At 49.1% G+C, this 19,726-nt stretch carries 22 protein-coding genes and 1 tRNA gene; 10 read left to right on the forward strand and 13 right to left on the reverse strand.

Annotation, left to right across the window (positions count from 1 at the left end):
• Positions 1–123 precede the first annotated feature (123 nt).
• From H6786_05570 to pilM, 8 genes are read right to left on the reverse strand one after another with little or no spacing between them, the layout of a single operon-like run.
• On the reverse strand, positions 124–1,341 hold the full coding sequence (locus tag H6786_05570; GenBank protein MCB9816829.1) for a type II secretion system F family protein: 1,218 nt from the start codon (positions 1,339–1,341) through the stop codon (positions 124–126).
• Between the two features lie 10 nt (positions 1,342–1,351).
• Positions 1,352–2,419, reverse strand: coding sequence for a type IV pilus twitching motility protein PilT (locus H6786_05575; GenBank protein MCB9816830.1), 1,068 nt, complete (start codon positions 2,417–2,419; stop codon positions 1,352–1,354).
• A gap of 11 nt (positions 2,420–2,430) precedes the next feature.
• Positions 2,431–2,799 (reverse strand): response regulator, encoded by a 369-nt coding sequence (locus tag H6786_05580; protein ID MCB9816831.1) that lies wholly within the window; start codon positions 2,797–2,799, stop codon positions 2,431–2,433.
• Complete coding sequence (gene tadA, locus H6786_05585) at positions 2,780–4,612, reverse strand: Flp pilus assembly complex ATPase component TadA (GenBank protein ID MCB9816832.1); 1,833 nt, start codon at positions 4,610–4,612, stop codon at positions 2,780–2,782. Before tadA ends, H6786_05580 begins: the two co-directional genes overlap by 20 nt.
• Before the next feature lie 5 nt (positions 4,613–4,617).
• A complete protein-coding gene (locus tag H6786_05590; GenBank protein MCB9816833.1) occupies positions 4,618–4,974 on the reverse strand; it encodes a hypothetical protein in 357 nt (118 codons plus the stop codon).
• Between the two features lie 11 nt (positions 4,975–4,985).
• Positions 4,986–5,558, reverse strand: coding sequence for a hypothetical protein (locus tag H6786_05595; GenBank protein MCB9816834.1), 573 nt, complete (start codon positions 5,556–5,558; stop codon positions 4,986–4,988).
• Complete coding sequence (locus H6786_05600) at positions 5,555–6,283, reverse strand: hypothetical protein (GenBank protein MCB9816835.1); 729 nt, start codon at positions 6,281–6,283, stop codon at positions 5,555–5,557. Before H6786_05600 ends, H6786_05595 begins: the two co-directional genes overlap by 4 nt.
• 54 nt (positions 6,284–6,337) lie before the next feature.
• Complete coding sequence (pilM, locus tag H6786_05605) at positions 6,338–7,426, reverse strand: pilus assembly protein PilM (GenBank protein ID MCB9816836.1); 1,089 nt, start codon at positions 7,424–7,426, stop codon at positions 6,338–6,340.
• Positions 7,427–7,475: 49 nt separating this feature from the next.
• Between pilM and H6786_05610 the strand changes: the two genes are divergently transcribed.
• The gene (locus tag H6786_05610; GenBank protein ID MCB9816837.1) at positions 7,476–8,075 is read left to right on the forward strand and encodes a hypothetical protein; all 600 of its coding nucleotides are present in this window, start codon (positions 7,476–7,478) and stop codon (positions 8,073–8,075) included.
• Between the two features lie 100 nt (positions 8,076–8,175).
• Here the strand turns inward: H6786_05610 and H6786_05615 are convergent, their stop codons facing one another.
• Positions 8,176–8,883, reverse strand: a complete 708-nt coding sequence (locus tag H6786_05615; GenBank protein MCB9816838.1) for a GGDEF domain-containing protein — start codon at positions 8,881–8,883, stop codon at positions 8,176–8,178.
• A 258-nt stretch (positions 8,884–9,141) separates the two neighbouring features.
• Here H6786_05615 and H6786_05620 point away from each other — a divergent pair, with 258 nt between their 5' ends.
• Positions 9,142–9,312 (forward strand): hypothetical protein, encoded by a 171-nt coding sequence (locus H6786_05620; protein MCB9816839.1) that lies wholly within the window; start codon positions 9,142–9,144, stop codon positions 9,310–9,312.
• Positions 9,313–9,415: 103 nt separating this feature from the next.
• Here H6786_05620 and H6786_05625 read toward each other — a convergent pair whose 3' ends face one another.
• The gene (locus H6786_05625) at positions 9,416–9,817 is read right to left on the reverse strand and encodes a hypothetical protein (GenBank protein MCB9816840.1); all 402 of its coding nucleotides are present in this window, start codon (positions 9,815–9,817) and stop codon (positions 9,416–9,418) included.
• Between the two features lie 98 nt (positions 9,818–9,915).
• Here H6786_05625 and H6786_05630 point away from each other — a divergent pair, with 98 nt between their 5' ends.
• From H6786_05630 to H6786_05640, 3 genes are all read left to right on the forward strand, one after another.
• Positions 9,916–10,503, forward strand: a complete 588-nt coding sequence (locus H6786_05630; protein MCB9816841.1) for a hypothetical protein — start codon at positions 9,916–9,918, stop codon at positions 10,501–10,503.
• 196 nt (positions 10,504–10,699) lie between these two features.
• Positions 10,700–10,786: transfer RNA gene (locus tag H6786_05635), tRNA-Ser, on the forward strand.
• 283 nt (positions 10,787–11,069) lie between these two features.
• On the forward strand, positions 11,070–11,693 hold the full coding sequence (locus H6786_05640; protein ID MCB9816842.1) for a hypothetical protein: 624 nt from the start codon (positions 11,070–11,072) through the stop codon (positions 11,691–11,693).
• Positions 11,694–11,946: 253 nt separating this feature from the next.
• On the opposite strand, the gene H6786_05645 is transcribed toward H6786_05640, so the two are convergent.
• Positions 11,947–12,459, reverse strand: coding sequence for a hypothetical protein (locus tag H6786_05645; protein ID MCB9816843.1), 513 nt, complete (start codon positions 12,457–12,459; stop codon positions 11,947–11,949).
• Positions 12,460–12,599: 140 nt separating this feature from the next.
• On the opposite strand from H6786_05645, the gene H6786_05650 reads away from it, so the two are divergent.
• Positions 12,600–13,121, forward strand: coding sequence for a hypothetical protein (locus tag H6786_05650; GenBank protein ID MCB9816844.1), 522 nt, complete (start codon positions 12,600–12,602; stop codon positions 13,119–13,121).
• 46 nt (positions 13,122–13,167) lie between these two features.
• On the opposite strand, the gene H6786_05655 is transcribed toward H6786_05650, so the two are convergent.
• Positions 13,168–15,342: a valine--tRNA ligase gene (locus H6786_05655; GenBank protein MCB9816845.1), complete on the reverse strand. Its 2,175-nt coding sequence runs from the start codon at positions 15,340–15,342 to the stop codon at positions 13,168–13,170.
• A 97-nt stretch (positions 15,343–15,439) separates the two neighbouring features.
• Between H6786_05655 and H6786_05660 the strand changes: the two genes are divergently transcribed.
• The 3 genes from H6786_05660 to zupT all read left to right on the forward strand — a co-directional run bounded on the left by H6786_05660 (position 15,440) and on the right by zupT (position 17,653).
• A complete protein-coding gene (locus H6786_05660; protein ID MCB9816846.1) occupies positions 15,440–16,246 on the forward strand; it encodes a ZIP family metal transporter in 807 nt (268 codons plus the stop codon).
• A 60-nt stretch (positions 16,247–16,306) separates the two neighbouring features.
• The gene (locus H6786_05665) at positions 16,307–16,741 is read left to right on the forward strand and encodes a DUF296 domain-containing protein (GenBank protein MCB9816847.1); all 435 of its coding nucleotides are present in this window, start codon (positions 16,307–16,309) and stop codon (positions 16,739–16,741) included.
• A 90-nt stretch (positions 16,742–16,831) separates the two neighbouring features.
• Complete coding sequence (gene zupT, locus H6786_05670) at positions 16,832–17,653, forward strand: zinc transporter ZupT (GenBank protein ID MCB9816848.1); 822 nt, start codon at positions 16,832–16,834, stop codon at positions 17,651–17,653.
• A gap of 59 nt (positions 17,654–17,712) precedes the next feature.
• Here the strand turns inward: zupT and H6786_05675 are convergent, their stop codons facing one another.
• The gene (locus H6786_05675; protein MCB9816849.1) at positions 17,713–19,101 is read right to left on the reverse strand and encodes a hypothetical protein; all 1,389 of its coding nucleotides are present in this window, start codon (positions 19,099–19,101) and stop codon (positions 17,713–17,715) included.
• Between the two features lie 260 nt (positions 19,102–19,361).
• Here H6786_05675 and H6786_05680 point away from each other — a divergent pair, with 260 nt between their 5' ends.
• Positions 19,362–19,649, forward strand: a complete 288-nt coding sequence (locus tag H6786_05680) for a hypothetical protein (protein MCB9816850.1) — start codon at positions 19,362–19,364, stop codon at positions 19,647–19,649.
• Positions 19,650–19,726 lie beyond the last annotated feature (77 nt).

A 19,726-nucleotide genomic window follows, 5' to 3' on the forward strand; every position in this document is an offset into this window, starting at 1 on the left:
CGTTGTACGCGGCTACTACTATTATACGACCTCATCTTGTCTATATCCGAGAGACTGGGGACAAGTGATGAAAACGGGCCAGCAGCGAAGCTGCCGGCCCGTTTTCATTTGCTCAAGCCTACATCAAAACGCACTTGTCAGGTTGTAGATCGGCATCAAGACAGATGCGAGCAATACACCAACACCAATACCAAGCATCACGATCATCGCTGGTTCGATCAGTCCGATGAGAGTATCGACTGCGTTGTTCACTTCTCGACGATAGAAATTAGACAACGTCGTAAGGATCGTACCGAGACTACCAGTCTCCTCACCCACCTTAGCCATCTGCGCGAGCACACCTGGGATCTCCGGGTACTCAGCGATCGAGTCCGCAAACGAACGACCTCCCTTCACCTCGACCAACGCTGACTGAATGATCTCTTTGTAGACCATGTTGTCCACCACGTCAGCAGTCACTTCGAGCGCCTGTACGATCGAGATACCGCTACCAAGCATAGTTGCCATGTTGTCACAAATACGGGTGAGCAAAAGTTTGCGTTGCAGGTCACCTAAATACGGCACAGAAATGAAGAACTCATCGAAGGTTCGTTTACCGACATCAGTTTGACGAAATTTCCAGATACCAACACCAATACCAGCAATAGCGATCAAAATAAATCCGATGTAGTTGACCATAAAATCAGAGATACCGATCACGATCTTAGTGTAGATCGGTAATTCTTGTCCTGAATCAGTAAGGATCTTAGCGATATTTGGGATCACCAAGGTGAGCATCAGCCCCATCACCAAAATAAAGATACCCACCACAAACGCCGGATAAATAAGTGCGTTACGCGCTTTGCTGATCACTTCATATTGTCGATCGAGATAATCAGCCAAATAATCAAACGCCTTCTCAAGAGAACCAGACTCTTCACCTGAACGCACTAGGTTTACATAGAAAGAAGAGAACACCTCAGGATGCGAAGATAGTGCACGCGAGATCGAACTACCAGCCTGAAGATCCTCAACGATCTGATTCATGATCTGCTGTAGCTGCGGATTCTCTACTTCAGCAGACAACAAACGGAAGATACGAAGTGGCGACACTTGCGCCTGGAAAAGTGTCGAGATCTGACGAGAGAGGATCACGATCTCTTTGTTTGAGACTGACTGGAAAAACGAGAACTCAATGTTCATTAGCCCAGCCAACCCTTCAGATTTGTTGGTCTCATCGATCGAAACAAGCGTATATCCACGCTTCTGCACCGCCGAGATTGCAGCATCAACCGTTGGTGCTTCCACAGTACCTTCACGTTGGATGTTTGAGCTGTCGATCGCTTTGTAATTAAAGAGCATACAAAATTTGTTAGATGAGTCGTTCGAGACCCTTCGGATTCACCGAGTACGTGAAGGCATTCTCAACTGTAATGTCTCCATTTTGTACCAAGCGAGCCAGCGATCGGTTCATGTCGATCATACCTTGCTCGAGACCAGTCTCGATCACTGATGGAATCTCATGAATGCGATTCTCACGGATCAGGTTACTGACCGCAGTGTTGTTGATGAGCAGCTCATAGGCTGGCACCAATCCACCCGCAATGTGTGGAATAAGTCGCTGTGAAAAGATCGCGATCAAAGATGAAGCGAGCTGCACTCGGATCTGATCTTGCTGCGCACCCGGAAACGAGTCAACAATACGGTTGATAGTCTGAGCCGCGTCGTTGGTGTGAAGTGTTGAATACACCAAGTGACCAGTTTCTGCTGCTGTTACTGCTGCAGCAATGGTCTCCGTGTTACGCATCTCACCCACCAGAATAACGTCTACGTCTTGGCGTAGCGCTGCGCTAAGCGCTTTTTCAAAATTCACTGTATCAATTCCGATCTCTCTCTGATCGATCAGCGCCTTTTCTTCAGTGTATACGTACTCGATCGGATCCTCGATCGTCACGATGTGCTCAGCCCGCCCTTTATTGATCAAGTTCACCATCGAGGCAAGCGTGGTTGACTTACCCTGTCCTACTGGGCCTACACAAAGAAAGAAACCTTGTGAACGCTGCGTGAAACTCTCAAGAATTGGTGGCAAATTAAGCTCTTCAAACGTACGGATCACATTAGGAATGAGACGAAGTGCAATGGCCATACGACCCCGCTGATGAAATGCGTTTCCTCGAAAACGAACACCCTCAGAGTTTTCATATGAAAAGTCTATCTCACTATACTCCGCATAGCGTTTGTATTGATCTTCACGCATCAGTACCTTTGCGAATCCGTTCACATCTGCATCGGTCAGGATCGGCTTTTTTAGAAGAGGGATCAGTGTACCCGACACTCGAATAAGCGGATGTGCACCAACTGAAAAGTGCAGGTCAGATGCCTGTTCTTGCAAGATCAGCTCGATCAACACATTGAGTTCTCGTTTGTAATCAACAGCCATACATTTGTTACTTACTTTTTTGCCATTGCCTCTACTTTTTTAACCACATCACTTGGCACTGCTTCCGCTTTAATAATATACCCATCGGCTCCAGCCTTGGTCGCTTCTTCAATATCTTCATCTTGTCCCTGATTAGACAAAACGATGCACTTGGCTTTCATGTCAGGGAACTTTTCACGAATCGCTCTAATAAGTTCTGTTCCTGTCATTCCCGGCATGATCATGTCTAACATAATGACATCAAAATCTTGCGATCGCTCAAGAACACGCAAAGCAGTGACCGCACCATCAGCAACCTCAACCTCATAGCCAGTATCTTTAAACTTCAGCGCGTACATGTCGCGCAAAAAAGCGTCATCATCAATGAGAAGTAACTTCATCACTACCCATTATAGCCTCTGCCACCTCAATATCATTTAGGTTATCGACAGTATCATAAGTTTCATTTGGGTCAGTTTCAATACCGATCTTAGTACTAAAGACATTCATTTCTTCGTATGGTATCTCGTGATTAAGCGCCTTGATCATGGCGTCTTCTTGGATAGTGATAAAGCCATTCTTACGAGCAGCCATGAAGAATTCTTCTTCTGAGGCATTTTTCAAGATCAACTCTTGCATCTCTTCATTGATCTCAAGCACTTCAGTGATCGCAGTTCGTCCGCTGTAGCCAGTCGCGCAACCAGGTGTCGGTTCTGGATGCAACATCGTGCGACTTTCAGGTATACGCTTATGATACTTCTGTGGCAACGTCTTAAATGTCTCACTGATACGAGCCTCTGTACTTGGAGAAACTTCTTCTTCACGACCTGTACCATCACACAAGGTACGAGCAAGTCGCTGCGCGATCGTGAGTTTGAGCGTTGGTGCGATCAGGTACGGATCAATCCCCATGTCGATCAGACGCGGAATCACACCGATCGCGTTGTTGGTGTGAATCGTAGAAAGCACAAGGTGACCAGTAAGTGCAGCTTGGATAGCCAGCTGTGCAGTTTCAGTATCTCGGATCTCACCTACCATGATAATGTCTGGGTCTTGACGAAGTGCAGCGCGTAGACCGCGCGCGAAGGTGTACCCGATCTCGGGTCGAACCTGTGACTGACTCACTCCAGACATGTCATACTCAACCGGATCCTCAAGTGACATTACATTCTTGGTCACCGTATCAACTTCCTGGATCATTCCACGCAATGTAGTTGACTTACCAGAACCAGTTGGACCTGAGATGAGAATGATACCGTATGGTTCCTGCACGATCTTTCGGAGCAACTCCATATTTGAGGCAGAAATACCACTCTCTTCAAGCGAGCGAACTCCTTTACTCGTATCCAAAATACGCATTACCACCTTCTCGCCATGATTGGTAGGCAATACAGATACACGAAAATCGATCTTTCGATCATCAAATGTCGCTGAGAAACGACCATCTTGTGGCCGACGTCGCTCATCAAGACGCATCGAAGAGAGTATCTTCACTCGCGCAACCACTGCCATATGCACGTTCTTCGGCAGTGTGAGACTTTTTGCCAACTCACCATCAACACGAAAACGGACCGCCACCTCAACCGGACTTGGTTCAATATGAATATCAGACGCACTACCATCCACTGCATACCGCAAAATCGTCGCTACGATCTTTGTAACTGGCGCATCCTCTTCAATATGCTCCAGTGACTCTTTAGTCTGTACATCTGACTCCTCAAGACTAGCAGCAATTTCTTTATCGAGTTCGCTTTCAAGCGTCTCAAGCGCATCACCAACATCACCTTCCAGGTTTGAGTAGAAGTTAAGGATACGAACAATATCCTCATCTGGCATGTAGACGAGCTTGTATGGAATATTGTTCTTGGTGCTTATGAAGTTAAGCGCCTCACGCATCTGTAGGTTGTCAGGATTGTTGACACCCACCACCAACACATCATCTTCAACCTTAAGGGGCACCATTCGATAGTGCTGGGCTGATTCTTCTGAAATAAAATCTAGGATCTCCTGAGTAACCGTAAATCCTTCTGGGATATCAAAGACTGGCACCTGATAGAAATCGGCCATAAACTGACGAACATCCTCCTTGCTCATGCCGAGTTCTTCAAAAACAGACTCATATGAACGGCCAGTCTCACCGATAATACGCTCAGCCTCCGTAATAAAAGACTGATCGACCCCACCACGCTCTTGTAATGCCTGCAGCGGATCCATGGTGCCTAGATATTTGTTATAACCGGAACTGATGCTGGAGGCTCGAGTTCATCGAACACTTTATCTTCTACTTCGGCAAACGGATCAGATCGGCCAATTGGTGGCTCGACAATATCAGTACGGTAACTTCGAAGTGACGTGAACCGCTCATCATCAAAAAGACCAACGTTCATCTGCACACCATCTAGCACTTTACCCCGCTCAATAAAAGCTCTTGTATTGGCGATCATGTTATCGAACGTCGGTCGATTCGAATCAAAATCCAGGGTAGTTGCAGACTTTTGTGTATAGAGATAATACCCGGCAAACGCAACCGTAATGAGTCCGAGAACGATGATTAGATTTACTGCAGTTTTACTCATATTCCACGTACTTAACTACTAATTTCTGAAGACATGTACTCATAAGTCATGATCTCAAAATCAGCTGATAGAAAACCACCATCAATTCGTTTGATCGACAGGTCGTGGATCTCAAATGGATAATTATTCTGCTCAAGAAGGGTCAAGAAGGTTTTTACTTGATTATAGGTCCCTTCAACTGAAAGACTGAAGCTGTGTGGCTTTGGCATGTTCAGCGGCTGGCCAGTTCTTGGGTCAGTTGGCACCCTATAATTTTGCACCTTCGCATATGTAACATCGCGATACAACAATCCTGCCTGCTTAACGATCAGGTACAGATCACGTGGTATATGGATCGAATCAACCGAATCTGGCATGTACGTGTATAACCTTTCCTCATCACGAGTTGGCGTATTATCCATACGAGAAACAAGCGTGCGTAACTTTTGGTTCACTGCTTCGACCTGCTCATTTTGCTTTTGATATGCTTCGATCTGTGACTGCACTTCACCAATATCAGAAAAAGCTGGTTTTACATATGTGATGATGATCGCTACAGAGATTATCACCATGCCGATCTGTGTGAATAAGCCTTTTGGAATCATAGATCATTATCGTTAACATCGACTGCTGTGGTCGTTGCAATTGGACTAACCGGGCTAGTAACTACTGGTGCAGAAACAGTGATCGGCGCATCAGGCGGAACGTACGGAATAGCTTCAATCGGTACAGTTAGTTCTACTTTGAAATCAACAGCTGATCGCTGATTCAGGATCGCATTCTTATCTTCTTGTAGCCTCTCTTGAGCAGCGTCAGCCTCACTTAATGCCTTCACATCCATCACCGAAACGTCTGCGATTATCTCAGAGTCAGTAAAGAGATCACGCTGGAAGATAGTTGAGTCGAACGTGTCTGTGTTCACTGCAGCAGCAAGCATGTATTCTGAATCCATCTCACGAGTAAGTGATAGGTCTTCAAGCTGCACTGTTCCCGCAGTGGCTGCCTCGAGGGCTTTAAGAACCGACACTATTGAAACACTACTCTCAACTCGATCCGTTGCTTGTTGAAGTCGTCGGTCAAACTCAAGCACCCGTTGCAGATCAGCCTCACTAAAACTAGAGATCCTTGTATTAAGCTGCTCAACTTGAGATTGCCACTCCTTATCAATGTATTGTCCGTAGAAAAAGACACCACCAGTTGCTAGCAATGTAGCGAATAGGAGTACATAACTGATCAAAGTAAAAACGTACACCTGCCGAGACATCACTTCACGACGTCGCTTCGCGGGACCACGCTTTGGAATGAACGAGTTATTAGAAAGATCTGCCATACTTTATATTATACGCTCCTTAGTAACAAAAACGGCTAAGTGACTGTGGAAACGTTACTCAAATACTCGCAACGCTGCACCAAGCGCAACAGTAAACGAAGGACCAATGTTTTTCATGTTGTCTTCCATAAAAGCTGGGTACGCGACCTTAGAAAATGGATTCGCCAACAGAATTTCACGACCCAGTGTCTCTTTAAGATTGCCTACCATGCCTGGGAAGAGTGAACCACCGCCAGACAAGTATATTGAAGTTAGTTTATTGCCGGTTCGATCCTCATACTCTCGCAGTACCTGATTGAATTCTCGAAATGCCCGATCGTAGCTACTGTCATGCGCTCGTTTCAACTCTGAAAACTGCGCGTCGTTTTTATCGGCGGCTAGCTTGCGCTGCTCAGCTTCAGAAAAATCAATTGAAAGTGCACTTGCGATCTGCTTGGTTGCCAATGTACCGCCAGCACGGATACGATACATACGCATGAGTAATCCCTTTCGAGCAATGTAAAGCTTTGATGAAACTGCACCAATATCGATCACTGCAACATTATCTTCATCACTATCAAACAGACTTCGCATCGTACTGAAACACTCGATCTCAGTTGGCGGCTGAGTAAGTCCAGCAAACTGCATCAATATCTTGAAGCGTTCTAATGCTGAATTTTGAATCGCAGCAATGAGAACATTACGTCGATTTTCACTATTCTTCGACGCTTCTTTCTTGGTCACCTCAACCTCAGCCCAGTCCAGCGTAACTTCACTAAGCGATGCAGGAATGACCTTTCGCGCTTCCACTCGCACCATGGATGAAAGATCAGCATCTGGATCCGCTTCAATACTCACGTTGGTCACAAAACTCGACGAAAGAGGCATTGCAAACACCGCTTGTCTTCCTTGTACAGCTGATTCTCTAATGACGTCAACCAATGCTTCTTGCTCCTGCTTTGGTTCTAGGGTAACTGACTCGCCGATATCTTCTCCAACGTAGGGACCAAGTTGCACTTCACCGTATGTCGCGAGCGTAATCACTCCTTTTCGTTCCTGTAACTCAACAACTTTCATTGAAGACGAGCCAACATCAATACCAACCACTCCCTTTGCTGAGCTGCTACTCGTTAACGAGGAAAAAATATCACTGAGAGATTTCATATACTATTCACAGATATTCTAGCATGAAGAATTTCGTATACTGGTAAATATGCTCAAGTTACTCACAGCAATAGTAGACATCCTCTTCCCACCTTCGACCGAAGAAATCCTGTTGCGTTCAACCAAGCCTACAGACTACATGAAACTGTATAGACCTGGACGGATCGGCTCTTGTGAGTATCTTTGCCACTACCAAGATCCGATCATTCGCGCAGCTATCACCAGCAACAAGTTTCACTATCATCGTCGTGGATCGATACTACTCGGAACATTGTTATCAAACTGGGTCGATGAACAAGCCACAGACTGCGTATTCATACCGATACCACTCGGGAAGAAACGTATGCGGACTCGTGGTCACAATCAAGTACTGACGATCTTACAAGCTGCTAACGTAGCAACTGCACCGCACTTGCTGACACGAGAAATTGAAACGAAGCAGCAGTCAAAACTTGATAAGGTGGCTAGGCAGCAGAACGTCCGCGGAGCTTTTACATACACTGACAAACCGTTGCCACAAGGCACTACAGTGGTTGTACTGGTTGACGATGTTTTCACTACTGGCGCGACGATGCGTGCGGCGCGAGCTGCGCTCGCGCCGCACCTACCACCCCACGTAAAACTCATTTGCCTGGCGATCGCACACTAAGATCGATAGTAGGTCGGCGGGCCCTTCGGGCCCGCCGACCAAAAAAAGAAGCGAACGTTTTCACGTTCGCTTCAAGTATCAGCGGGAGGACAATCTTTGATCAGGTCAGTACACGACCAACCACTCGATTCCGCCCCTCCTTTTTTGCGTCATACAGAGCCAGATCTGCTTCTTTAAGCAGTTTTTCCGGCGTCGTTGCGAAACGCGTGTGAGCGGTCCCGACACTGACCGTTACCAGCAGGTCGTTGACGAACTCATGATCCTCGATCGCAGCGCGGATCTCCTCCGCAACTTCAGCCAACTTCTCAGCCGAAATATTTGGAAACACGACCACGAATTCTTCGCCGCCATACCGTGCCACCAAGTCGGTGTCACGAACGACCGAACGAAGTACGCGCGCGATGTCGATCAGCACCTGATCTCCAACATCATGACCGTACGTGTCATTTACCGCCTTGAAGAAATCAGCGTCGATCATGGCTGCTGCCAAGCTTTGCATCAATCCAGCGCGCTTTTCTTCGGAGTCGCGCCGTAGCAGAGGGCTCGCAAGTGCACTCAGCTGACTGGTCAGTTCACCACGGTTTGCCAGTCCCGTCATCGGATCACGCTTGGCCGATTCCTCAGCTTGCTGACGGAGCACACGCTCTTGCCGAAGCTGATCCTCAGCAACCAGCGCTCGATCACGCTCCGCGTGCATTTGATGCATTGAGTTACGAAGCCGGGCCTCCAACTCTCGCTTCTTGAGAAGCATGTAGACTGCGATGAATACGACCAGCCCAAAGACGGTCGCAAGAATGATTTCTTTCACTTTGTCCTCCCAAAGAACAATCTTTTACTGTTTTATAATTATATTACAATATATACCAAATGTCAATAAATCATTGGTTTTCAACGCTTGACACTTGCTATTTTATGTATTTGTGGTATAAATCCAGCCAGGAGGGTGGCTATTATAGTAATAATTCCCGCACAGTTTTTTGGAGCAGCAGTAATGACTTCTAAGCAGATCGGCTTCGCGGTGGCAATCCTTGCCCTGACTAGCGTCGCAAGCGCCACCGCCGCTCACATGAGCGGCATTCCCTGGTTCCAGATCCAGAACTTCATCGGCAGCATCATCACGTATGTTGCCATAGGATTCTTCGCCATCATGATGGGTCTCGGCATCTTGATCGTATTCAGCGGAATGGTCGCACCTGGCTGGTGTCCGTTCAATCTCTGCAACGATCAGAAGAACTGATCAGAACCTCCCCCAGCAGCGCCCCCAAGGCGCTGCTTTTTTGTTGTGTAAAAATTGTAAAAGCGGCCTTAAGCGGCCGCTTTTCCTCCGAAGTAGAAAGTGTCTATACCCAAGCAACACCGTGCCTTGCCTGCGGCTCGCGACGAAGTCGTCTTTTTTCTGCCTGGCGTGCCAGCCAGCTGGTGCGGATCTCCCGCAACTGCTTCCGCACCGCCCGCGCATCACCAATGGTGAATATCTGACCGCTTGCCGTTGCCTGCTTACGCTCCTTGGCAATGACCTGATCTTCGTGATATCTCACGTGCTGCGCACGCTGTCGCGCTTCAGCTTGCTTACGCGCTGCTGCCTCAGTCTCACGCCGCTCTGCGGTCAGCTGACCATTTGCTTTCTGGATCGCGAGTTTGCGAGCGATCGTCTTTTCAGCCTGCTCGTGTTTTGCACGGACAGACTCTCTTCCCCTTTTTTCCGACTGACGGGTAAACGCTCTACTTCTATTGTAAAACATCTGCCAAAGAACTCCTGTATGAAAGACCAGTATTGGTCATATCAAACGTACAAAAAAATACATTATTAGTAAAGTCCCTTTTTGCACCCGAGAGACCTATGATCCACTTTACAAACTATTCATATGGGTATGTAATGAAGTTGGAAGTACCTCAGGAGAACGAAATGAAACCTGCAGTAAGCAATTACCTACACGATCAATTCGGACGCCTCCTGCTTGAGGCCGAAATGCGAGTCAATGTTGACCTAAAGGAAACGGTGCGCCTGTACACTGTCGGCGTACTCGTAACTCACTGGCGGACAGAGTGGTCGCACGAAGCTCTGGCACTACGGTACCTGCGGGCTGCGAAACAGCCGCGCCGGTCTGCACACGACTTTCTTTCCATCGCCGACACTGCCCTACTGATCCTTTCACTACAATTGCCCAAAGTCCTCCGGCGTGGCCTCGACCCTGACTACTTCGTCACCCTCGGTCGCAGCTCGTACCACGATGCTGCGCTACGCGAGCATCATGAAGCTCTGGCAGAACGAGACATCCTGCTCTGTAACGCATTCGTTCAAACGGCACGTGTCGTCTATGATGTATTCACGCACCGCTACCACGAACGAGTCCTCGAGATCAGCGAACATCTGTCTAGGTTGGCAGCAGAAAACACCACACCAGCAACGCCACGGATACTTCAGTGATCCGCGATCCGTTTCACCAAAGGGCCTCCCCGCGAGGCCCTTTTGAGACTCTGGACATAATGTGTTATCCTACCGTGCACAATTGAATAAATTATGGAGAGTTGGCTGAGTGGATGAAAATGTCTGGGAGACATTTTCATCCGACTAAAAGGAGGTGGACGAACTTGTTCGACCTGAAGCCAACTCGAAGTGAAACGGAGAGTTGGCTGAGTGGTCGAAAGCGCCTCACTGCTAACGAGGTAAGGGCTAAACCCCTTCATGGGTTCGAATCCCATACTCTCCGCTCGTTGAAAATACCACCGTCAGGTGGCTATTTTCTTGAGCGGAGAGTAAGTAAAGTGCCCTGCGGCACTTTACGTTGGGATTCGAAAGCCGCAGCGATGTGAGGAGCTTGCGACGAACAATGCGAGACGGGGTCGCGGAAAATTTCTGCAAGAAATTTATCTGTGACCGAATCCTGAAAAATGCTATAATACTTGTATTAAGCGGCTTTTCCGCATCCAAGAGCTAGCACGAGACACCTGTCTCGTGCTAATTCGTGAGTAAGATGAGTGTATACTGATGTTATGCTACGAAGTTTCTTAGACTGGCTCTTATATTTTATTCTAAAAAGCCGTAGACAGGCACAGAGAAGAGAAGTGTCTTCGAACAGTCTTTTCGTCTTTGAGAATGTGCAAGTTCTTTATGATAAGGGCTTTGTTGGGGCTATGAAATTCACACTTGCTTTCTTGTTTAGAATCATTCTTGTTTTTGGTCCTCTGGTCTTTTTCCTACTCTACCTTGATCATGGAAGTAATCTGTTTTCACAAAATTTAGCTAACGACCAAATCTATACATGGGGTTTTGTTTTTGTAATGCTAACACTAATAGTATTTAGTGGTTATTTTGCACACGGACACCACAGTGACATGAGTGGTTTGGGTACAACGTATGATTTGAAGGAGTTAATTAAATCTAAATTCAGCTTGTTCGTCAGCAAAGATGGATTATATGGCGTAACAAAAGTGCGGTGGAAATCTATACGGTTTGTAGAAGGATCTGCAAGTCAAGAGGCAAGAATTTATTTAAAAAAACGACTTCTTTTGCCATTACCATCATATAGTTACAGGATAAAATTCTCATCCCAAGAGGATTTGAATAGGTTCATAGATTTAGCGCTCGAGACGCTTCGGGAGCGAAGTGTAAAATGAACTGATTCCGTCAAGCTCTGCTTGACCGACTACGGTTCTAACTCGAGACTACCCGCAAACAAAAAGCTTCTCTTTTCGAGAAGCTTTGTTCTATTTCTTTTTGCCGATCAGTCGGCGACTTGCTCCACAGTAGGAGTTTTTGTGACGTCGCCGGAAACCATGACCTGCACGGTCGTAAAAGCCATGAAAAGAAAGACCGGAATCAAAAGGTACAAAAGTGCTTTACCTAACATACTTTATTCCTCCAGGTGCGTTAGAGCAGCGTAGTCTTGGTGAAAACGGCAATCCAGATCAACGCCAGGATCAGTTGGTAGACATGGAGGTCGGTAAACCCCCAGAACCCGACATTTCGGTCCAACTTCCTGAAGTAATTCGACGGCGAAGCGCCAAGCATCTCTTCCTGAGCTGTTTCGATCCACACCCCTTCGTCCAAGGTATGCTGTCGATCTTTCACCAGCAACAGCACAACGATCAGCGTCACGATGATCGTGAGAATCGCGAGTGTCGGAACGAGCGCAAGAAGCACCGGGTCGCTCTTCCACGAATCGAGCGTAAAGTATGCCGTAAGCACACCCACATGAGTGGTAAATACCGCAGTAGCAAATGATCGCCAACGACCAAGATGAAGCGCACGTTCGGTAACCATTGCTTTGTGTGCAGTAGCTCGCGCATCAACCAATGCTTTATCGAGCAAAGAGAATTCACCTCGAGTGTCTGCCAGAGAATCTGGCACAGGCATAGCTGTCTGACTCGGTTTCATAGTCATATTCCTCCGTATAGTTTCCTATGTTCACCCAGCGGCTATAGGAACATATTTTTACATGCTAAGCAAGGCTACGCAAAACATATTGACAGTAAGCACTTTAACCTCTACTGTGCATTCCGAACCAGCACAGGAGGAAGTTCATGACCATTTCAAGACAGATCGTCAACTCTTTTGACCAAGGAACTATCGAGTACGTGATCGCACATATGATCTGGCGCAGGCAGCGTGGCAAGAATACACCGACCGCAACGCTGCCTGCACTCGGCCTTACCAATGCCCGTACTGCGCTCAGGTACGCGGTCAGAAAGTATCGTGAAAAAGAAGCAATTATTGTCGACAAGCACACGATCAGCGGCAATCCGGACATCACACCGGAACGGCAAACTGAAGAAGACTACGCACCTGGCGACGCCATCTTTATCTTCGAAGGTACGTTTGCAGGCTACGTCGGTCTCATCACCAACGTAGATCACGATCAAAAGCGCGCGACTGGGCCGATCGTGTTTCGACCAGGTCATAGTGTCGGTATCGCAACTGGACCTGAAGAACACGGTTCGTTCGATGAACCGTTCAGCAACATCACACATGACCAGGTCGACGTAGTCCTCGGTCCACTCAACACTATGGAGCTCGTCCTGCTGTCACCAGCCTTGATGAACTAACAAGCAAACCACCCGCACGCGGGTGGTTTTTTATTATTGCTCTGCTTTATGCCCCTGGCCACTTTGACACCATCAGTACTTCCCCGTTCTTCTCTGGCAGCGTCTGCCAGATCTCTTCGGTCACAAACGGCATAAATGGGTGCAGCAGCTTGAGTGATGTATCGAGGACATGTCGTATTGTGTGCTGACGCGACAGCTTTGCGTCTGCATCTTCACCCTGGAGGATCGGCTTTGATTCTTCGAGGATAATGTCGGCCACCTCATGCCACACGTAGTGATAGATCTTCTCGGCCGCGAGGTAGAGACGGTAGTTTTCGAAGTCGTCAGTTACTTCAGCCACCAGCTCCTGCAGTCGAGTTTCGATCTGCTGGTCAGCTTCCGTCTTGGTCACTTCGCCAGCTAAGTCGACACCGTCGGTGTTGTCGAGAATAAAGCGAGTGATATTCCAGATCTTGTTCGCAAAGTGCTTGTAGCCCTTGATCTTGCTTTCATCGAACTTCACGTCGTTGCCGATCGCGGTACCAACGAGCAAGCCCATGCGCAGCGCATCAGCACCGTACTTTTCGATGATCTCAAGTGGATCAACGCCATTACCGAGCGACTTACTAAACTTTCGTCCTTGCTTATCGCGCACGAGACCGTGGATCATCACGCGCTTAAATGGCACCTGTCCGAGGTGGAAGCCAGCCATGAGGATCATACGCGACACCCAAAGCTGCAAGATCTCATAGGCTGGTGACATAAAGGCAGTCGGATGGAAGGTTTCGAGGTCTTTCGATTTCTCTGGCCAACCAAGCGTCGAGAAGGTCCACAGTGCTGAAGAAAACCACGTGTCGAGCACGTCTTCTTCCTGTTCCCAGCCGTCGCCTTCTGGTGGAGTGACATCACAGTAGATCTCCTCGCCCTTGTACCAAACCGGGATCCGGTGTCCAAACCAGATCTGACGCGAGATACACCAGTCACGAAGATTTTCGATCCAGTGGAAGTAGGTCTTGCTGAAACGCTCCTGCGGCATATCGACTGCCCCACTCGCCACGCTCTGCTTCATAAGCTCCTTGAGTGATACTTCGCTACCACTTTCAATACCTGGAATTTCTGAGTGCTCAATTGTAAATGGCTTGTTCACATCAATCCACCACTGCAGTTTCGGCAATGGCTCAATGATCGCACCGGTACGTTCTGAGGTTGAGACATTCTGTGGTACGTCTTCTTCTGAAATAAGCAGATCTTCTTCACGCAGCCACTCCACGACCATTTCACGCGCTTCGAGCACTTTCTTGCCTTCAAGTCGTCCCTCGACCATCATTTTGGCGTATTCATTGATCACCTGTGGACGCGGTAAGTCGTTGCGATCGGCAATCTCCCAGTCGATCTGACTATGCGCTGGAGTCACACCGAGCGCACCAGTTCCGAATTCCATTTCAACTGATTCGTCGGCAACGATCTTAATATGGAGCGGCACATCACAAAAGACCACGTCGTATTCCTTACCGATGAATTCCTTGTATCGCGCGTCGTCGGGGTGGACTGCTACTGCAGTGTCGCCGACCTTGGTCTCCATTCGAGTAGTAGAAACTGGGATTGGGAAATCTTTCGCGTACTTAAAGGTCACCAGCTTCGCGGTACGTTCTTCGTAGACGATCTCATCGTCTGAAATAGTCGTCTGGCCTTTTGGGTCCCAGTTTACGATGCGGTTGCCGCGGTAGATCAGCCCAGCGTCGTACATGCGCTTGAAGGCAGTCTGCACCGCGAGGTAGCGCTGCTCGTCGAGGGTGTAGGCGTAGCGGCTCCAGTCAAGCGAAGCACCAACGCGGCGGACCTGATTAAGGATCGTATCTTCACTGTTCTTCGCGTACTCCGCCACGCGACGCACGAGTTCTTCACGACCAAGATCATGGCGACTCTTCTTTTCTTCCTTTTGAATATTCTTCTCTACGCGCGCCTGGGTCGCGATCGCAGCAGAGTCGGTACCCGGCACCCAGAGCGCGCGCTTCCCGCGCATGCGCTGGTAGCGGACCACGGCGTCTTGGAGTGAATCCTCGTATGCATGACCAAGGTGCAAGACACCGGTCACGTTTGGTGGCGGCAAAACCACGGTAAATGATTCTGCTCGGTCACCTGGAAGATTGTCAGGATTAAAATACCCTGATTCTTCCCACATTTTATAGACAGCTTCTTCGGTCTCTTGCGGATTATATGGTTTTAAAAATTTGTCATGCATACAAGGGCTATCATAACTAATATTGTCGTTTAAACAAGTAATTACAAGGCGATTACGCTTGTAACTCAACCGGAAATTGCTATACTCACCGTCATAGATGTTTGAATCACTCATTGCTGCTGCTGGCGTCGCCTCCGTCTCACTCGTCGGTGTCTTTTTCTTTGGTAATACAAAGCGACTCATTGGCGCACAGAAGTTTGTTGTTCCAGTTGCAGTTGGTGTCTTCTTGAGCTTGATCTTGACCGAACTGATCCCAGAGACACTCTCACTTTCACCGGAATGGGGTGGTATTGCCATCGCAGGTGGCTTTATCCTCTTTTACATACTAGCGAATGCACTGCACCAAAAGTATCACCACCTCGAAAGCGAAGACTGTGATCGTAAGGGTGCTGCGATGCTCTTACTCATCGGTGACGGGATTCACAATGTCGCAGACGGTGTCGTCCTTGGTGGTGCGTTTATGGTCGATCCGACCGTAGGTATCGCAACCGCTGTCGGACTAGCGATCCACGAGATCCCGCAGGAGATCGTTGAGTTTGGAGTATTGATCCGCGCCGGCTACACCCGCACGAGAGCTGCTCTTCTTAATCTCCTCTCTGCCAGCAGCATTATTGTTGGCGTTGTACTCATTTTTATCATTGCAGAGCACGCGGAGGATTTTGTATGGCTCATTACTGGAATCGCGGCCGGGAACCTCCTCTTCCTTGCGGCCAGTGATCTCTTACCTCGCATTCACGGCAACCTCTCACACTACCGGAGTATCTGGCACTCTACTCTTTCGATCATCCTTGGTTTTATCCTCATGACAGTCGTCTTGACCTGGACGCACGAACACTTTGGTCATGGTGCTGATGCGCACGACGAGTACGATTCGCACTTACTACATGAGGTGATGGTGGAATGAGGTTGAACCACGGGCGGCGGGCTTCGCCCGCCTCCCTTTTCATTTTGCTATACTACCCACATGCAGATCGTCCACCAACAAGACAATGTCTACACCCTCTCCTTCAGTCGCGGCGAGGAAGTTATGAGCGTCATTGCAGACCACTGCAAAAAACATAACATCACCGCCGCACATCTCACCGGTCTGGGTGCAGCTGATCAACTCGATATCGCCTACTACAACCTCGCCACCAAAGAATACGAACGACACACAATCGACGAAGAAGTCGAGGTGCTCAGTCTCATCGGCAACATCGGCGCTAAAGACGACGGGCAGATCATTATGCATATCCACGGCACCTTTGGACGCAAAGACCTCTCGGTCTTCGGCGGCCACCTTTTTTCAATGCAGATCTCGGGCGCTGGAGAGATCCACTTCACGGTGTTTGATGGCACGATCAACCGCTCCTTCGATGAGGCAACCGGTCTCAATCTCATGTGCCACGTGCCTGAGTAATTTTGGGGACAACCACTTGCTGCAAGTGTCCGAGCGTGATACAAAGGATTTATAGTATTAACGCTATAAAACAGAATAGATTTAAACACTATGGAACCAATCCTACTCGCGTTCCTGGTCACCCTCGGAGCCGGTCTTGCAACCGGAATCGGGAGTTTCCTCGCGTTCGCAGCAAAAGACACAAACAAAAAATTCTTATCCTTCATGCTCGGCCTTTCGGCCGGTGTGATGATCTATGTCTCACTGGTTGAGATATTTCAAAAGGCAGTTACCTCGCTTGGTGAAGCCTTTGGTGATCATGCCACTGGCTACCTCTGGGCTACCATCGGCTTCTTTGGTGGCGTGGCCGTGATCTGGATCATCGATCACTTCATGCACGGCAGTGCTGAAGGCAGTCCGCACGAAGCGCATGAAGCACACGAAATGGACCACCCAGACAAAGAGGAGCATGAAAAACGCGCTCTCCTCAAAATGGGAACCTTCACTGCGCTCGCTATCGCGATCCACAACTTTCCCGAAGGACTTGCGACTTTCTTGGCAACCATGAACGAACCAGCGCTTGGTATCTCACTCGCGATCGCGATCGCGATCCACAACGTACCTGAAGGTGTGGCAGTATCCATCCCGATCTACCATGCTACCGGTAGCCGCGTGAAGGCATTCTGGTATTCATTTGCCTCAGGCCTGGCCGAACCGGTCGGTGCCCTACTCGGCTACTTCCTCCTGATCCAGTTCATCAGTGATCAGGTATTCGGAGTGATCTTCGCTGGCGTGGCGGGTATCATGGTGTTCATTGCACTTGATGAACTCCTCCCCGCTGCACAGAAGTATGGCTACCATCATCATTCGATCATCGGTGCCATCATCGGCATGGGAATCATGGCGGTCAGCTTGGTACTCTTCCTCTTTTAGTTGAAGTCACGATTAAAAAATGGGCGTGCTGTCGTAAGGCAGCACGCCCGTTGCGTTACTCATTCATCTTCAAGATCGAGGAACTCCAAGAGCAGCGAAGCATACACCCCACCAAAGCCGAAGCTATTGAGGAGCACCCAGATTGAGTCTTGCACGATCGTAGTCCGAACATGATTGACCACATCGCACTCCGGATCGAGGGACCCATCGGCTTCAAGACCACGTGTCGGTGGAATGAGTCCAGCCTGCACGAAGCTGATAACTGCCACAAGCTCTGCGATGGCTGCCGCTCCGAGCAGGTGCCCGATGTACGACTTCATCGACATAACTTTGATCTCAGCAGCTATCACAGAGACCGCATCAGCTATAAGCGCATACTCCGGATCAGATTCGACCTCTTCCCAGGTCAATCCTTCTTTCAGATACATACCGAGTTCCGGGAAGCGTGCGATATCTTTGAACATTTCCTGCAACGCCAGTCTGACGACGGCATTTGTTTCAGCGATATCACCCGCTCCAGTGCCAGTACCATGAACCTTGATCCAGTCGACATCTTCGAGCGGCACACGAGCTTTTGCCAATGCCAAGCCCATGACCATTGCCGCAGCTTCAGCATTCGGACTTGTAATAGAGCCGCCAGTCGTACCGCCACCACAGTCACCATAGCCAGCGATCTTTACAATCGGCTTGAGACCGAGCTTGCGCGCCTTGGCGTACGTCATCATAACGATCGCCGCAGCACCTTCACCCATCACGAATCCGTCCCGATCAGTATGGAACGGCAAGCCCTTCCCAAGCACACCTTGCACCTGGAAGGAACCGATGCCAAAGTCAGAAATCCCGGCTTCGGCGCCAACCACGAGACCAGCTTCTGCATCGCCAGCCCGGATGATTCGAATCATGTCGATAATCGCAATCGCCGACGCGGCACAAGCATCACCCTTCACACCAACCGGGCCGGTGAAGCCGTACTTCTCGATGAGATACCCTTGCAGAATGTTCGGCAAGTAGCCGAGATTGTAATGAATCTTGCGCAGCGGTTTCCCAGCTGCCAAAACCGCCTCGGCTTCAGCGACGGTATTGAGACCTGCTCCACCTGTAGCGGTTGTGCACGCAAACCGCGACACGTCGATACCTTCAAGCGGAGCCATGGCTTCTTTCGCCGCGATCAGCCCGAAGAGCTGATGCCGGTCATACCGTTTCGCCTCTTTTCTCGTGAGTCCAGCCAGTTCGGCCAGCTCACCATCAGTGAGGGGCACCGGCGCTACCAAGGCAGTACTGAGCGATGTGTCTCGTGTCGAGAAGTCGATCGGCATGTATTTGTCGGCCTTACCGACAGTTATAAACTCCGGACCGCCTACCTTGAGCATTTCGATACGCTCGTCGACAGTCGTACCAGCGCCATCGATCGCACCCATACTCACGATCACGATATCTGTGTCTTTCATCTTCTCCCCCTCTGCAATTTGCAGAAATTTGTAAACAACAAAACCTGTAGTTTGTACAGATAAAACCTGCTGGCACTGTAACACACTCCATAAAAAATGGAATCCCGCTCCCGCTTTTTTGCCATACAAGAGGAGGGGGGATAATCCATCATTGACAGATTTTTTATATACTGTATATTCGTGCGGTGTTTCACCCAGAAACACCACCCACTTCCCCGGTTTCGGGCGGGTGTAGTTCCACCACACAAGAGGAAATCCCCTTGAACCAGACCAATCCGTTCAGCCTGCAGATCAACAACGGCGCGACCATCACGATCAATAACATCGGTGACATCACCGACCAGGTGACCGACGGGTACCGCAAGATCTCCGGCAGCATCACCGACGACAACGGCACGCGCGAGATCCACTCGCCCGAGTTCAAGATCACGAAACCTGGCAACCTCAAGTTCCGCGACTTCGCCAACATGAGCCCGGACGATCGCATGATGTCCCTGGCCATCATGCACGTGATCACCGTCGGCGACCTGAACGCCATCGCGGCGTAAACGGCTACGGCCTGCGGCCCCTCCAGCTTGGAGGGGCTTTTTTAATGCTAAAGAAAGTGGCCGGCGCCGAAGGCGCC

Source organism: Candidatus Nomurabacteria bacterium, from assembly GCA_020632075.1.
Lineage (GTDB): Bacteria > Patescibacteriota > Minisyncoccia > Phycocordibacterales > UBA918 > OLB19.

Bases quoted from the DNA above. Each gene is read 5' to 3' on its own strand.
- pilM (MCB9816836.1), bottom strand. From the start codon at position 7,426: ATGAAATCTCTCAGTGATATTTTTTCCTCGTTAACGAGTAGCAGCTCA.
- tadA (MCB9816832.1), bottom strand. From the start codon at position 4,612: ATGGATCCGCTGCAGGCATTACAAGAGCGTGGTGGGGTCGATCAGTCT.
- H6786_05630 (MCB9816841.1), top strand. From the start codon at position 9,916: ATGATCCACTTTACAAACTATTCATATGGGTATGTAATGAAGTTGGAA.
- H6786_05610 (MCB9816837.1), top strand. From the start codon at position 7,476: ATGCTCAAGTTACTCACAGCAATAGTAGACATCCTCTTCCCACCTTCG.
- H6786_05600 (MCB9816835.1), bottom strand. From the start codon at position 6,283: ATGGCAGATCTTTCTAATAACTCGTTCATTCCAAAGCGTGGTCCCGCG.
- zupT (MCB9816848.1), top strand. From the start codon at position 16,832: ATGGAACCAATCCTACTCGCGTTCCTGGTCACCCTCGGAGCCGGTCTT.
- H6786_05575 (MCB9816830.1), bottom strand. From the start codon at position 2,419: ATGGCTGTTGATTACAAACGAGAACTCAATGTGTTGATCGAGCTGATC.
- H6786_05665 (MCB9816847.1), top strand. From the start codon at position 16,307: ATGCAGATCGTCCACCAACAAGACAATGTCTACACCCTCTCCTTCAGT.
- H6786_05645 (MCB9816843.1), bottom strand. From the start codon at position 12,459: ATGACTATGAAACCGAGTCAGACAGCTATGCCTGTGCCAGATTCTCTG.
- H6786_05660 (MCB9816846.1), top strand. From the start codon at position 15,440: ATGTTTGAATCACTCATTGCTGCTGCTGGCGTCGCCTCCGTCTCACTC.
- H6786_05590 (MCB9816833.1), bottom strand. From the start codon at position 4,974: ATGAGTAAAACTGCAGTAAATCTAATCATCGTTCTCGGACTCATTACG.
- H6786_05650 (MCB9816844.1), top strand. From the start codon at position 12,600: ATGACCATTTCAAGACAGATCGTCAACTCTTTTGACCAAGGAACTATC.
- H6786_05640 (MCB9816842.1), top strand. From the start codon at position 11,070: ATGCTACGAAGTTTCTTAGACTGGCTCTTATATTTTATTCTAAAAAGC.
- H6786_05580 (MCB9816831.1), bottom strand. From the start codon at position 2,799: ATGAAGTTACTTCTCATTGATGATGACGCTTTTTTGCGCGACATGTAC.
- H6786_05675 (MCB9816849.1), bottom strand. From the start codon at position 19,101: ATGAAAGACACAGATATCGTGATCGTGAGTATGGGTGCGATCGATGGC.
- H6786_05620 (MCB9816839.1), top strand. From the start codon at position 9,142: ATGAGCGGCATTCCCTGGTTCCAGATCCAGAACTTCATCGGCAGCATC.
- H6786_05595 (MCB9816834.1), bottom strand. From the start codon at position 5,558: ATGATTCCAAAAGGCTTATTCACACAGATCGGCATGGTGATAATCTCT.
- H6786_05570 (MCB9816829.1), bottom strand. From the start codon at position 1,341: ATGCTCTTTAATTACAAAGCGATCGACAGCTCAAACATCCAACGTGAA.
- H6786_05625 (MCB9816840.1), bottom strand. From the start codon at position 9,817: ATGTTTTACAATAGAAGTAGAGCGTTTACCCGTCAGTCGGAAAAAAGG.
- H6786_05655 (MCB9816845.1), bottom strand. From the start codon at position 15,342: ATGCATGACAAATTTTTAAAACCATATAATCCGCAAGAGACCGAAGAA.